14 protein-coding genes are annotated in these 13,902 nt (G+C 66.8%); 7 read left to right on the forward strand and 7 right to left on the reverse strand.

The window, feature by feature from the left end:
* Positions 1-68: 68 nt before the first annotated feature.
* Positions 69-1,430, reverse strand: a complete 1,362-nt coding sequence (gene pcaB, locus ACFFWD_RS08535) for a 3-carboxy-cis,cis-muconate cycloisomerase (RefSeq protein WP_376963585.1) — start codon at positions 1,428-1,430, stop codon at positions 69-71.
* A 55-nt stretch (positions 1,431-1,485) separates the two neighbouring features.
* Positions 1,486-1,890 carry a carboxymuconolactone decarboxylase family protein gene (locus ACFFWD_RS08540; protein WP_376963587.1) on the reverse strand — a complete coding sequence of 135 codons (405 nt, stop codon included), beginning with the start codon at positions 1,888-1,890 and terminating at the stop codon, positions 1,486-1,488.
* 69 nt (positions 1,891-1,959) lie between these two features.
* Here ACFFWD_RS08540 and ACFFWD_RS08545 point away from each other — a divergent pair, with 69 nt between their 5' ends.
* The 4 genes from ACFFWD_RS08545 to ACFFWD_RS08560 are packed head-to-tail and all read left to right on the forward strand — an operon-like array spanning position 1,960 to position 5,514.
* A complete protein-coding gene (locus tag ACFFWD_RS08545) occupies positions 1,960-2,859 on the forward strand; it encodes a Bug family tripartite tricarboxylate transporter substrate binding protein (RefSeq protein ID WP_376963590.1) in 900 nt (299 codons plus the stop codon).
* A 22-nt stretch (positions 2,860-2,881) separates the two neighbouring features.
* Positions 2,882-3,772 carry an NAD(P)-dependent oxidoreductase gene (locus ACFFWD_RS08550; protein ID WP_376963593.1) on the forward strand — a complete coding sequence of 297 codons (891 nt, stop codon included), beginning with the start codon at positions 2,882-2,884 and terminating at the stop codon, positions 3,770-3,772.
* A complete protein-coding gene (locus tag ACFFWD_RS08555) occupies positions 3,769-4,752 on the forward strand; it encodes a Gfo/Idh/MocA family protein (protein ID WP_376963596.1) in 984 nt (327 codons plus the stop codon). Before ACFFWD_RS08550 ends, ACFFWD_RS08555 begins: the two co-directional genes overlap by 4 nt.
* 6 nt (positions 4,753-4,758) lie before the next feature.
* Complete coding sequence (locus ACFFWD_RS08560; protein ID WP_376963599.1) at positions 4,759-5,514, forward strand: GntR family transcriptional regulator; 756 nt, start codon at positions 4,759-4,761, stop codon at positions 5,512-5,514.
* Between the two features lie 266 nt (positions 5,515-5,780).
* Here ACFFWD_RS08560 and ACFFWD_RS08565 read toward each other — a convergent pair whose 3' ends face one another.
* Positions 5,781-5,909: a hypothetical protein gene (locus tag ACFFWD_RS08565; protein WP_376963602.1), complete on the reverse strand. Its 129-nt coding sequence runs from the start codon at positions 5,907-5,909 to the stop codon at positions 5,781-5,783.
* A 331-nt stretch (positions 5,910-6,240) separates the two neighbouring features.
* On the opposite strand from ACFFWD_RS08565, the gene ACFFWD_RS08570 reads away from it, so the two are divergent.
* On the forward strand, positions 6,241-6,435 hold the full coding sequence (locus ACFFWD_RS08570; RefSeq protein WP_376963605.1) for a hypothetical protein: 195 nt from the start codon (positions 6,241-6,243) through the stop codon (positions 6,433-6,435).
* A 246-nt stretch (positions 6,436-6,681) separates the two neighbouring features.
* Positions 6,682-8,364: a methyl-accepting chemotaxis protein gene (locus ACFFWD_RS08575; RefSeq protein WP_376963608.1), complete on the forward strand. Its 1,683-nt coding sequence runs from the start codon at positions 6,682-6,684 to the stop codon at positions 8,362-8,364.
* 843 nt (positions 8,365-9,207) lie between these two features.
* On the opposite strand, the gene ACFFWD_RS08580 is transcribed toward ACFFWD_RS08575, so the two are convergent.
* On the reverse strand, positions 9,208-10,758 hold the full coding sequence (locus ACFFWD_RS08580) for a serine hydrolase domain-containing protein (RefSeq protein ID WP_376963611.1): 1,551 nt from the start codon (positions 10,756-10,758) through the stop codon (positions 9,208-9,210).
* Positions 10,759-10,983: 225 nt separating this feature from the next.
* Between ACFFWD_RS08580 and ACFFWD_RS08585 the strand changes: the two genes are divergently transcribed.
* Entirely contained in the window at positions 10,984-11,700 is a 717-nt protein-coding gene (locus ACFFWD_RS08585) for a hypothetical protein (protein WP_376963614.1), read from the forward strand.
* A 33-nt stretch (positions 11,701-11,733) separates the two neighbouring features.
* Here ACFFWD_RS08585 and ACFFWD_RS08590 read toward each other — a convergent pair whose 3' ends face one another.
* The 3 genes from ACFFWD_RS08590 to ACFFWD_RS08600 are packed head-to-tail and all read right to left on the reverse strand — an operon-like array spanning position 11,734 to position 13,787.
* The gene (locus tag ACFFWD_RS08590; protein ID WP_376963714.1) at positions 11,734-13,032 is read right to left on the reverse strand and encodes an RNA polymerase sigma factor; all 1,299 of its coding nucleotides are present in this window, start codon (positions 13,030-13,032) and stop codon (positions 11,734-11,736) included.
* A gap of 16 nt (positions 13,033-13,048) precedes the next feature.
* A complete protein-coding gene (locus ACFFWD_RS08595) occupies positions 13,049-13,399 on the reverse strand; it encodes a YciI family protein (RefSeq protein ID WP_376963617.1) in 351 nt (116 codons plus the stop codon).
* Positions 13,400-13,415: 16 nt separating this feature from the next.
* A complete protein-coding gene (locus ACFFWD_RS08600; protein WP_376963620.1) occupies positions 13,416-13,787 on the reverse strand; it encodes a YciI family protein in 372 nt (123 codons plus the stop codon).
* Positions 13,788-13,902: the final 115 nt, after the last annotated feature.

The following is a 13,902-nucleotide window of genomic DNA, read 5'->3' on the forward strand; positions in this document are numbered from 1 at the left end:
TTTGATCCGAATTCGCAAGGTTCCCGCTCGGCCTGCCGATCACGCAAAGGCGAGCGATCGCGTTGAATTTACCGCTTTGCCGACGCCAGCACGCGATCGACCATCTCGGGTGCCAGCCCAAGATAGTTCGTCGGCGAGGTGAGGCGATCGATCGTCGCACGATCGATGCGGTTCACCTCGCGCGGATCCGCCGCGAGCGCGTCGGCGAGCGTCAGCCCCTTGTCGTTGGCGACGCGGCAGGCGTCATAGACGACGTCGTGCGCCTCCTGCCGGCCGATCGCGGGGGCAAGTCCCATCATCACGGCTTCGGCGACGATCAAGCCGCGGCTGCTATCGAGATTGTCGGCCATCCGCTTCTCATCGACGATCAGGCCGCCAAGCGCGAACTTCGCCTGGTGCAATGCGCCCGCGGTCAGCACAAAGCTTTCGGGGATCGCCATCCATTCGGCGTGCCAGGGGCCGGTGGCGCGCTCGAAATCCTGCACCATCGCATCCAGCATCAACCCCGCATGCTGGCGCACCGCCTTGGCCGCCGCGAGCATCAGCTCCGACGAGATCGGGTTGCGCTTCTGCGGCATGGTCGAGGACGCGCCGCGCCCTTTCACGAACGGCTCATAGACCTCGGCGAATTCGGTCGACGCCATGATCATGATGTCGAGCGCGATCTTGCCGAGCGATCCCGTGACCAGTGCGAGGAAGTTGATCGCTTCCGCCAGCCCGTCGCGCGCCACATGCCAGGTCGCGACGGGAACGCCGAGGCCGAGCTCCTCGCACAGCGCCTGCTGGACGTCGAAGCCCTTGTCGCCGAGCGAGGCCAGCGTGCCGGCGGCGCCCGCGAACTGGCCGACCAGCACGCGCGGCTTGAGCTCGACGAGCCGCGCGGCGTGACGATCGAACATCGCAAGCCAGATTGCGGTCTTGTAGCCGAACGTCACCGGCAGCGCCTGCTGCAAATGGGTGCGGCCGGCCATCGGCGTATCGCGATGGCGCGCCGAGAGGCCGGCAAGGATGCGGCGCAGGTCAGCGATGTCGTCCTCGATGATATCAAGGCCGTCGCGCAGTTGCAGCACCACGGCGGTGTCCATGATGTCCTGCGTGGTGGCACCCCAATGCACGTAGCGGCCGGCCTCGCCGCATTGCTTCGCCATTTGATGCACCAACGGCAGGATCGGGTAGCCGACGATGTCGGTCTCCTGCCGCAACAGGTCGAAATCGAGCGCGCCGACGTCGGCGCGCTGTGCGATTTCCTCCGCCGCCTCTGCCGGGATCACGCCACAGCGCGCTTCCGCCTTGGCCAGCGCCACCTCGACCTCGGCGTAGCGGGAGATCAGGCGCAGGTCGGAAAACACCTCACGCATCTCGGGCGTGCCGAAGGCATCGCGGAACAGCACCGAATCGAGCACGGTGGTCGAGGTCGGGAAGGCGGGCATGGGCGTGTCCTGTGGCCGATCACGGCTCAGCCCTATCACGCCACGCGCGGAGGCGTCATCCGGACTGACCCGCGGTCTCCGGCGGCAGCTCGCCGAACACCTCGGCAGCAATCCTGCTGGTCTCGATCGCGGCCGGAACTCCGCAATACATCGCGACCAGCAAGAGCACGTCCTGCACCTGCGCGGCGGTGCAGCCGTTGGCAAGCGCGCCCTTGGCGTGGACCTTGAATTCGGCGGGCTTGCCGCTCGCCGCAGTAATTCCGAGCATAACCAGGCTGCGAATCTGGTCGGAGAGGCCGCTGCGCTCCCAGACGTCGCCGTAGACATAGGCGTTGATGATGTTCTGCAGCGGCGCACCGAAATCGCCCGCGGCCGCCATCCGCCCGGCGACATCGGCCTCGCCGAACATCTTCTGGCGCCGGCGCAGGCCGCGGGCGTGGAGATCGCTGACATCAACCATGTGGCATCTGGCTCCCTGTTTCGAACGTTTATACGGACAAATCTCGCCGCATCGGCCGGACTGCCGGCCATGGCCGCCGACGACTTCCCGCAGCGCCAGATCAAGATCATCGTGCCGTTCCCAGCCGGCGCCGGCCCCGACAACGTCGCGCGGCTGGTCGGCCAGCACCTGCAGGACGCGTTCGGCCAGACCGTGCTGGTCGAGAACCGCGCCGGCGCGCTCGGCAGCATCGGTGCCCAGGAAGTCGCGCGCAGCGCCCCCGATGGCTACACGCTGCTGATGGGCACCAACACGACGCATGCCAGCAACGTCGCGACGCTCAAGAGCCTTCCCTACGACCCGGTGAAAGATTTTGCGCCCGTCATCCGCGCCACGACGACGGCGATGGTGCTGCTGGTCAATCCGAAATTCGCGGCGCGCGACCTGCCGCAGTTCCGCGATTATGCCAAGGCGCATCCCAGCCTGACCGCGGGATACGGGTCCGGCGCATCGCAGATCTCGATCGCGCAGTTGCAGTCGCGCGGCGGCCTGTCGCTGGTCGCGGCGTCGTACCGTGGTGTGCCACAGGCGATGACCGACGTGATGGCCGGCGTCATCGACCTCACCTTCGGCGACTTCTCGGTCGCGATCCCGCAGATGCAGGGCGGCACGCTGCGCGGCATCGGCGTGACGTCGGCGACCCGCAACGAGCTCACCCCGGGCCTGCCGGCGCTCGCCGAGGTCATGCCCGGTTTCGAGGCCACGATCTGGTACGGGCTGTTCGCGCCGGCTGGCACACCAGATCCGATCGTCAACAAGATCTATGCCGAGTGCGAAAAGTTCTTGTCGATGCCGGCGACGCGGGAGAAGCTGGCGAATGTCGGTGTGATCGTCTCGACGATGAAGCCCGCCGAGTTCGGCGCCTTCGTCGGGAACGAGATCGTTCGCTGGTCGGCGGAAGTGAAGGCGGCCGGCATCCAGCCGCAATGACAGGACACGACAAGGTCGCGACGTGACGTCCGGGACATCGATCGGAGTGATTGGCCTGGGGCTGATGGGTTCGGCCCTCGCCGCGCGCTTGATCGAGGCCGCCACGCCGGTGATCGGCTTCGACATCGATGCCGCAAGGTGTGAGGCGCTGCAGGCGGCCGGCGGCGACATTGCGGTGTCCGCGGCGCAGGTCGCGGCCCGCTGCCGGACCGTGGTGATCGCGGTGTACGACGCCGCCCAGGTCGAGGAGCTGCTCCCGGAACTCATCGTCTCACCCGCGGAACCGCCGCTCGTGATCTGCACCACGACCTGCGCGCCCGGGGAGATCGTTTCCCTTGCAAGCCAGGCGGTGCGGATGAACCTGCCCTTGATCGAGGCCCCGATCTCCGGGACCAGTGAGGACGTCCGCGCCGGGACCGCAACCGCGCTGATCGCCGGCAACGCCAACGCGATCGAGGCGGTTCGCTGCACGCTCGATATCCTTTGCCCGCAGCGGATACCGGTCGGCCAGATCGGCAACGCCAGCCGGACCAAGCTCGCGATCAACCTGATCCTGCAGAACAACCGCGCGGCGCTCGCGGAAGGCATCGCCTTTGCCGAACGCCTTGGCCTCGATGGCGCGACCTTCCTTGCCACTGCGCGCCAGTCGGCGGCGTATTCGAAGGTGATGGACAGCAAGGGGCCGAAGATGCTGGCGCGAGATTTCGTGCCGCAATCGCACATCTCGCAGACGCTGAAGGATGCCGAACTGATCCTGCGCGAGGCCGAGCGGCACCAGCTGACGCTGCCGATGACGACCACACAAACCGCATTGCTCCGGACCGCAATCGCGCTGGCAGGCCCGGACTGTGACAGTTCAGCGGTGATCGAGGCCATCCGTACCAAGCGGAGCCTGCCCCGGAGAGGCACATGATCAACTGCGCGATCGCGGGCCTCGGGCGATGGGGCCGCGCGCTGGTCGAGGCGGCGCGCAGCGAACCCCGGCTGAGCATCAGGTGCGCCGTCGAACCCGATATCGCGCGCATCAGCGGGTTTTGCGCCGAACACGGCCTCGAGGCGGTGCCCGACCTTGCCGAGGTCCTCGCCGATCCCACCATCGATGCGGTGCTGCTGGCGACGCCGCATTCGCTGCACAAGGCGCAGGTGATCGCAGCGGCCGCCGCCGGCAAGCAGGTGTTTTGCGAGAAGCCGTTGGCGCTGCGGCGCGAGGATGCGGCGGAGATGTTCGCCGCCTGCCGCAAGGCCGGCGTCGTGCTGGCGGTCGGGCACAACCGGCGCTTCTGGCCGTCGATGCGGGCGCTGCGCGCCATTACAGCCGGCGGCGAGCTTGGCACGATCCTGCATGTCGAGGGCCACAACAGCAACGAGAACTCCCAGAACATCACGCAAGGCTGGCGGCTGTCGCCGGAGGAATCGCCGGGCGGCGGGCTGACCGGCGCGGGCCTGCATGTGCTCGACGGCTTCGTCAGCCTGCTCGGCCCGGTGCGTCGGGTCTATGCCCATCTGACCGCGCGCGAGGCGGGCCCGCCGCCGCTCGACACGGCGATGCTTGCGATCGAATTTGTGAATGGCGTCACCGGCACGCTTGCGACGGTGCGCGCGACGCCGTTCTATTGGCGGGTGCATGTGTTCGGGACAAAGGGTTCGGTCGAGGTGCTGGACGAGGTGACGGTGGTGCTGCGCAAATCCGGCGAGCCGCCCGCGACGACGCGCCATCCCCCGCTCGATACGCTCGCAGCCGAGCTGTCCGCCTTTGCCGATGCCGTCGAGGGCAAACAGCCTTTCCCGGTGGCTGAGGCGGATGTGCTGGCGACGCTCGCCGCGTTCGAGGCGGCGCTGCACTCGATGCAGACGGGGCAACCGGTCGTTCCCCAAGTGACCCGCCATAAGTGATCCGCCATGGCTGACAAACCGGGCAAGGCGAGATCGTCCCGCTACCGCGATATTGCCACTAGGCTGCAGAAGGACATAAGGCTCGGCACCTACGCGGTGGGCAATCTGCTGCCGACCGAGACCGAGCTGATGGCTAGCTATCAGGCGAGCCGTCAGACCGTGCGCGAGGCGCTGCGCATCCTGATCGACCAGGGCCTGATCGTGCGCCGCGCCGGCCTCGGCTCGGTGGTGATCGCGGCCGAGCCGCCGGTGCTGTTCACCCACAGCGTTAAATCGCTGGGAGAATGGCTGCGCTATTCCAACGAGACCTATCGCGAGGTCGTGCGCTATGGCGACATCGTCGCCGACAAGAAGCTCGCCGCGCTCCTGAAATGCGAGCCCGGCAAGAACTGGTTCCTGATCGAGGCGGTGCGCCGCTCCGACCAGTTCGCGGCTCCGCTCGGCTGGGCCGAGATCTACGTGCTGCGTAAGTTCGCTGATGTGGTGAAGCGACCCGACCACGGCCGCACCCCGGTGCATGAGCAGGTCGCCAAGATGTACGGCCAGACCACCGAATACGCCCAGATGGAAATCTTCGTCCGCGGCATGCCGGCGCCGATCGCGAAGGCGCTCGGCGTCAAGACCGGCTCGCCGGCCCTGACCGTGGTGCGCCGCTATTACGGCCTGCGCGAGGAATTGTTCGAAGTCACCATCACCACCCATCCCGAAGGGCGCTACACCTACACGATGGACATGCAGCGCTTGATGCGGCCACGGCTCTGACCGCCGCGCCGGCCCCGACGATGGCGCCGCTAGGGCGTGATGATTTTTGGTTGAATCGGCTGCCCGCGGGCTCGCTTCACCTCTCCCGCTTGCGGGGGAGGTCGGCGCGCGACGAGCGACGCGAAACGTCGTCCGGAGCGCGGCGAGTGGGGGCTCTCTCCACGGTACGATTCGTGGAGAGAGCCCCCACCCCAACCCTCCCCCGCAGGCGGGAGAGGGAGCGCAGCGTCTTCGGGGCCGGCAATTCGACCTAATCTCATCATGCTCTAGCGGGCGCGGGCCAGATGCGTAGTGGCTGAGGTGTGCGCCATCTGCGGGGTGCCGGCCATGCCCCAGATCGCGACCGCGATCAGCGCGGCCGCCCAGATATACGGCTTGGCACTCGGCTGTCTCATCTCCAACATCACCCCGCCTGACGGCCGGGGTCTCCCGAACGGTCGACTCAACCTCTGATATGCTAGCGCTACAGCGTGTCCATTTCAGGACGGCTTCATCCGAATCCAGAAATGGTTTCGTCGCAATTCGAAATTGGTCTGATCGTTGCGGGTGCAGGCATCCTGTATTTTCGGCAATTGCACGATGCTTGGTCTGCTCCACCTGCTTCCAGGAGAATCTTCTGCCTGTTTTGGAGTCAGTTGCGTGAGATATTTTCCAAAGCTTCGTCGCTGAAATCTTTTTGATTGTCGCGCGGAATCCCGGCGTGCCATGACTCGCCATGACAGTACGATGACAAGGGTTCCCCCCGTGACCGCTCACCCGGCAAGACCTCATGGCGCGCAGCGCCGCCATTCCAAGGAATCGCAACAGGAGGTCGCGCGCTCGCTGGAACGGGAACTGAATCTGCTGGCGGAGGAGCGCCGTGAACGCGCCCGCTTGCTCGGCCTCGATGTCGGAGCCGCGGCGACCGCACCCCGCGAGTAGCCGACACCTTCGATCCCGACCGGTCGTCCCTACCCCCTTCGTCGCAGACCGCGGCGCCAAGCTCCATGATCCCAGCGATTCGCGCGACCGCATCATACAATCTTCGCGCGAATCGCTGCGACCTGTCGCGCTCCCCGACGCAACCCCCGGGCGCGCCGCGTTAGGAGCAATTTCATCAATTGCCGTTAATCCTTTCGGAACCATCGGCGCCCGGCGCGGCAGCCGCCTTCCCAGAAAAGGTATCCCATGCTCGGCAATCTGCGAATCTCGTCCAAGCTCATGATTATGGTCGGCGTGGCGGTGCTCGGCATCGTCGCTGTCGCCGCCGTCGGGCTGACCGCGCTGCGCAGCAACCTGCTCGAGGACCGCAAGGCCAAGCTGCAGGACGTCGTCCTGCTGGCGCGGCAGGCGATCGATCTCAACTACCAGGCCTCGAAGGCCGCCGGCCTGTCTGATGCGGACGCGTTCGAGCGCGGCAAGGCGCTGCTGCGCACGCTGCGCTTCGGCAAGAGCGACTATTTCTATGCGCTCAGCCCGCAGGGTGTGATCCAGGCGCATCCCAATCCGAAGGTCGAGGGCCAGAACCTCTACAACACGCCTGATACGGACGGCGTGCTCTTCACCAAGCGCCAGATCGAGCTCGCGGCGCAGGGCGGCGGCTTTGTCGGCTTCCGTTTCGCGAAGCCAGGCGGCAGCAACGAGCCGCTGCCGAAAATCTCCTACGCGACCGAATTCAAGCCGTATGGCTGGACGATTGGCGGCGGCATCTATCTGGACGATATCGACGCCATCTTCTGGACCGAGGCCGAATGGATCGGCGCCCTGGTCGCCGGCGCGCTTCTTCTCGTGATCGCGATGTGCCTGCTGCTCGGACGCAGCATCGTGGCGCCGATCACCGGCATGACGGCCGCGATGCGCAAGATCGCCGCCGGCGACACCGCTACCATTATTCCGGCGCTGGAGCGCCGCGACGAGGTCGGCGCGATGGCGCAATCGGTGCAGGTGTTCAAGGACAGCATGATCGAGGCGGTGCGGCTGCGCGGCGAGCAGGACGAGCTGAAGCAGCGCAGCGAGGCCGAGAAGCACGGCCTGCTCGGCCGGATGGCCGACGATTTCGAGAACAGCGTGCGCGCCTCGCTCGATGCGCTGGCCGGCGCGGCCGTCGAATTGCGCGCCACCTCGAACAGCATGTCCACTGCCGCCGATGCTGCGAGCCAGCAGGCAACCACGGTGGCCGCGGTGGCGCAGCAGGCCTCCGCCAATGTGCAGACGGTGGCGGCGGCGACCGAGGAATTGTCGTCGTCGGTCTCCGAGATCGGCCGCCAGGTCGCGCAATCGACCGAGATCGCCCACAAGGCCGTCGAGGAGGCCAACCGCACCAACACGACCGTGCAGGGCCTGTCGGCGGCGGCGCAGAAGATCGGCGACGTGATCAATTTGATCAGCGACATCGCAAGCCAGACCAATCTGCTCGCGCTCAACGCCACCATCGAGGCCGCCCGCGCCGGCGAGGCTGGCCGCGGCTTTGCCGTTGTGGCGAGCGAGGTGAAGTCGCTCGCCAGCCAGACCGCGAAGGCGACCGAGGAGATTTCGGCGCAGGTCGCGGCGATGCAGGACGCCACGACCGACGCGGTGCAGGCGATCGAGCATATCGGCGGCACGATCGGCGGCATCAACGAGATCACAGTCGCGATCGCCTCCGCCGTCGAAGAGCAGGGCTCGGCGACGCGGGAGATCGCGCGCAACGTCCAGGAAGCCGCGCGCGGCACCAGCGAGGTCTCCGGCAATATCGGCGTCGTCACCCGCGCCGCCGGCGAAACCGGCACCGCGGCCGGCCGCGTGCTGACCTCGGCCGACCAGCTCAACACGCAGGCGACGATGCTGCGCGAGAAGGTCGACCGCTTCCTCGCCAACATCCGCGCGGCTTGAGGTGGCCGCGGCATGCCCACCGGCGTCGTCCCGGCGAAGGCCGGGACCCATAACCACAAATGCCAATTGTTGCGCGACGCTGGAACGACGATTCACGTTCACAACGCCGGCCGCGGAGTATGGGTCCCGGCCTTCGCCGGGACGACGTTGGGGTTGATTCTCGATTCACATATCAAACAGCGATGAGGATGCAAGTTCGCGTTCTCGCCGCGCGCTGCGCCCGAGTCTTGCTGCACTTTCCACCCTCCCCTTGAGCAGAGGGCGCAGGGAAAGCCGGGTGCCGATCGCACCCATGGGTCCCGTGCAACAAAAGCACGGGGGTAGGACCACAGGTGAAACCGGAGACTCCGGCTTTCCCTGCGCGATGGGTTATGGCTTATCTCGTGCTCTCCCCGGCGAGACCGGCTTTCTTGTCACCGTCGCCAGCAAGAGGCTTGCTGATGAGACACCAGCCACTGGGGCGTCAGGACCACACGACTTCACCGTCCGCGTTGTGCGCACTCGTCAGTTGCGCACCCCGCGTCCACCGCATCTCACACCACGTTCGTGACGATCGCGAGCCGCCCCTCATTCGGGTGAGACGGGCAAATCAATACACCAATTCGTAATTCTAAAAAACCGAAATATTTCTTCCGCGAGGGCTTGCGTCGACGGGCAAATCAGTGGCATGGGCGCGGAGCCGTAGGATGGGTAGAGCCACCGGGTCCGCGCAAAGCGCGGCCCGATGATAAACTCCGCGAAACCCATCATCACTCTCGGCGATGCGATGGGTTTCGCTGCGCTCTACCCATCCTACGACCTACGACCTGGACGCGCCCGCCATTCCTGCCCAGCCGCGTCGCCCTATTGTCCGCCCGCGGCGTCGCTATCGACCTGCACGTCGCCGCCGAAGCGGTCCTTGCCGCGGAGGCTGGCTTTGCCGCCGTCGAACGACAAGAGCCATCTGCTGTCGGTGTCGCCGCCCACCATGCGCATGTCGATCGCGAACGTCCGGTTGTCCTGCCATGACCCCTTCAGCGCCATCACGCCGAGCGGCGTCGACGGGCCGAGCCGGAAGAGCCCGTCGAGCCCGATTGGCCCGGTCAATTTGGTCACCGGATTAGCCGGATCTGATGTCGACATTTCCAGCTCGTAGCGCGCCGGCTGGTCGGTCAGGCTCAGCGCAAGCGCCCGCACTCTCAAGGCGTTGGACGGGAAGCGATAGGTCTTGCCCGCGATGGCGGCGGCGGTCGGCGGTGCTTGGCCGACCGCCGAGGGCTTCTCCGTCGCGACGTTGCGCAGCTCGCTGGCGAGCAGATTGGCGCCGACGGGATCGGCCGGCAGCGCCGCGTCGGATTTGACGGCGTCGGCGATGTCACCGGCCACCTTGCCGAACGAGCAGTAGTCGCGCGCCGTCGTCACCGCGACGATATCGCGCGCAGGGAACACCATGATGACCTGGCAGCGATCGCCGACCGCCATGAACACGTTCTTGTCCGGTAGCACCCAGAAATAGTTGGCGTAACGCAGGGCGGGATTGAACGAAGCGTGCATGTCGAGCGTGGCGTTCCTGATGCGGTCGACCCAGCCTGGCGGCAATAGCCGCTGCCCCTCCCACTCCCCGTCATGGAGATAGAGGTAACCGATCTTGGCGGCGTCGCGCGGCACCAGCAACAGTCCGCCGCCGCCCTGCGACAGGCCCGGCCTGACGCTGTGCCAGTACGGCGCCGGAATACCGAGCGGACGGAACAGCCGGGCCAGCGCATAGTCTCGCGCGCTCAACCCCGTCAGCTTGCTGATGATCGCGGACAAGAGCTGCGGGTTGCCGGTGTTGTAGTAGAACACGTCGCCCGGCGCGTTCGCCATCGGTCGGTCGAGAACGAAATTGATCGCGTCGCGGCTGCGGGCCCACTCGATCAGCAATTCGGGGCGGCCGCCCTCGACACCTTCCGTCCAGGCGAAGCCCGACGTCATGTCCAGCATGTTCTGGATCGTGATCGCCCGCTTGCGGTCGTCGACATTGGCGATCGTGCGATCGCGGAAGAAATCCAGCATCGGATGGTCGAGGCTGTCGAGCAGACCGTCCTTTAGCGCCAGCGCGATCAGGGTGCCGGTCACCGCCTTGGTGGCGGAGTTGATGATATGGGGGATCTGCGGCGTGTAGGGCGCATAATAGGCGTCGAGCACGATCCGGCCGTGGCGCGCGATCAACAGGCTGTCGAGGCTGCGGGTCGCACCATAGCTGACGAGCTTGGCGAGCGCGGTCGAATCCATGCCCTGCTCTTCCGGCGTCGACGTCGGCCATTGCCGGGTTGGCCATACCACATCGGCGGTTTGCGGGCGGGCCGTACCGGACAGGACAGCGGCGAGCAACAGCCCGCCCAACATCGACACCGTCAATCGTCTGAGATGCATGCGCGCCTCGTCAGGTTGCGATCGTAGGCCAGCACAATCGGTGACCGCGGGCTGAACTGTCAATGCCGGCGCCGCTGCGCCACCGGCATGACTGCTATTTGCAGCTTGATCCGGAATATTCGGCACCGGCGCTGTCGGATCGCGCCCTCCGGTTTGAACCACCGATGTCCACCGCCCGACCAATCATGACGAGCGCACGACAGCGTCGTGCACAGGGATCCTGCTATGGCATCGAAGTTCATTGGTGTGGTTTTGGCTGCGCTGTTGTCGGCAACAGGCGCGCAGGCCTATGACGCCACCGACCCCGCCAATTGCAACGGCGCCGACGGCAACGACGATCACGCGCTGGTGCTGTCGAAGGTGACGGCCAGCCCGCGCGTCAACTTCGTCAAGAGCCCCTATGACGACGATTTCAAGGCCGTGACTTGTCCGGCGGCGACGGATGCCTGCCGCAAGGCGTCCTATCTCGTCACCGGCGATCTCGTGCTCACCGGACGTGTCAGAGGCGCGTTCACCTGCGTCACCTACCAGTCGCCGACGTCGAAGAAAAACATCTGGACCTCCGGCTGGCTGCCGAGCACGGCGCTGACGCCGATGGCGCCGATGCCGTCGCCGCAACCGGCGGACTGGATCGGGCTGTGGGACCAGCGGCAGGGCTCCATCGAGATCAAGCGCGGCAGCGGCGGCAAGCTGCACGTCTCGGGCGAGATGGCGGTGAAGGGGGCGCAAGAGGTCCACACCGGCGTGATCGAGGCCGACGTGGTGCCGCAGGGCGATACCATCGCCTTCGTCGACGACGGCAGCACGCCGTTCGAGAAGCGCAACGAAGGGGAGTGCTGGGTCCGGATGCAGCGCGTCGGCGCGCTGCTCAAGGTCGAGGACAATGGCGGCTGCGGCGGTGCCGGCGTGACCTTCATGGGATTGTTTCACCGCAAGAAGTAGCGGCGAACGCTCTAAGTCGAAATCGCGAAGCCGTCAGCGGCCGGTGCGATCCCGCGCGGCGCGTGCCGCAGTCGCGGCGCGACGCAGCAGCAGATCGTGCTCGCGCTTGTTGCCGGCCAAGGCCGCAGCCTGTTCGAACGCGGCCCGCGCCTCCGCGAAGCGGCCGAGCTTGTGCAGGAGGTCGCCGCGCACGCTCGGCAGCAGATGATAGGATTTCAGGGCCGGCTCCCGCGCAAGGTCGTCGACGATGGCGAGCGCGGCCTGCGGTCCCTCGGCCATGCCGACCGCGACCGCACGGTTGAGCTCGATCACCGGCGAGGCTACCAGCGCAGCGAGGTCGCCATAGAGCGCGGCGATGCGCCGCCAGTCGGTCACGTCTGATGTGTCGGCCTCGGCGTGGCAGGCGATGATCGCGGCCTGCAGCGCGTAGAAGCCGCCGACGCCGCCGAGCTTTCGGGCGCGCGCCAACGCCAGCCGCCCGCGGCGGATCTGCAGGCGGTCCCACAGCGCGCGGTTCTGGTCCATCAGCAGGATGGGGTCGCCGCGCGCATCGGTGCGTGCCGCCATCCGCGAGGCGTTGAGCTCCATCAGCGCCAACAGCCCGTGCGCCTCCGGCTCCTGCGGCGCGATCGAGGTCAGCACGCGGCCCATGCGCAGCGCCTCGTCGCAGAGCTGCGGCCGCAGCCATTCGCCGCCGCGCGAGGCGGTATAGCCCTCGTTGAAGATGAGATAGACGACCTCGAGCACGGAGGCGAGCCGCTCGGACAGCTCCTCGCCGCGCGGCGTCTCGTAGGCGAGGCCGGACTCCGACAGCGTGCGCTTGGCGCGGACGATGCGCTGGGCGATGGTCGTCTCCGCCTCCAGGAAGGCGCGCGCGATCTCCTCGGTGGTGAGGCCGCAGATCATGCGCAGCGCCAGCGCGGCGCGGGCCTCGCGCGACAGGCGGGGATGGCAGGCGGTGAAGATCAGGCGCAGCAGCTCGTCGCCGATATCGTCGTCGAGCGCGGAATCGAAATCGGGCATGGTCTCCTGCTCCCGCGCAAGGTCGTGCGCAAGCATGCCGTGCTTCTGGTTGAGCATCCGGTTACGACGCAGATGGTCGAGCGCGCGGCGCTTGGCGGTCGCCATCAACCACGCGCCCGGCTTCTCCGGCACGCCGGTCACCGGCCAGTGCTCCAGCGCCGCGATCAATGTTTCCTGGGTCAGATCCTCGGCGAGCGGCACGTCGCGCAGCATCCGCGACAGGCTGGTGATCAGCCGCGGCTGCTCGATGCGCCACACACCGAGGATGGTGCGGTGGATGTCGGCGGCCGCGTTGGCCGCCGCCGGCATCCGGCGGATGGGCCCGTCAGCAATCGACAAAGGGGCGAACCTCGCACGACAGGTCCCAGTCCGGCATGTGGTCGAGATGGAGCTGCATGAACTCGACCGCGCGCGCCACCGCCTCCTCCTTGTCCTTCAGCTCGAAGATGGCGTAGCCGCCGACCACCTCCTTGGCTTCCATGAAGGGGCCGTCGGTGACGCTGAGCTTGCCGTCCTTGATCCGCACCTCGGCGCCGGCCGTGCGCGGCAGCAGCGCGCCTGTGTCGAGCATGCGGCCGGCCTTGATCTCGCGCTCGGCCATCTTGCCGATCTCCTCCCGCAGCGCGGGGTTGGGCATCATCGGTTTTTCGGCCACCAGGACGTACATGAAGCGCATCGCAGGCCTCCCCTGACTATCCACCACACTGGCCGTCGGGCCCGGCGAAGGCGCGAACCTCGCAGGTGCCTTCCCAGCCCGGCATATGGTCCTTGTGGAGCTGCATGAACTCGACCGCGAGCGCCACCGCCTCTTCCTTGCTGCGCAGCTCGAAGATCGCGTAGCCGCCGATCATCTCCTTGGCCTCGACGAAGGGGCCGTCGACGACGCTGAGCTTGTCGCCGACAATGCGCACCTGGGCGCCGGTCGCAACCGGCAGCAGGCCGCCGCTATCCACCATGCGGCCGGCCTTGATCTCGCGGTCCGCGAGCTTGCCCATGGCCTCCATCAGCGCCGGGGTCGGCTGGGCGGGCGGCTGCGACGAGGTGACAATCGACATAAAGCGCATGAAAAACTCCTGTTTTGGACGAGCTGCGAAACCGGCCCGTTATAGGAGACGACGATCCGGGAAGCACCGGATCGACAGGGGGGCGGAGATTTTTTTGGAGTATTGGCAGGCTCGG

Origin of the sequence: Bradyrhizobium erythrophlei, assembly GCF_042430365.1 — a bacterium.
Lineage (GTDB): Bacteria > Pseudomonadota > Alphaproteobacteria > Rhizobiales > Xanthobacteraceae > Bradyrhizobium > Bradyrhizobium erythrophlei.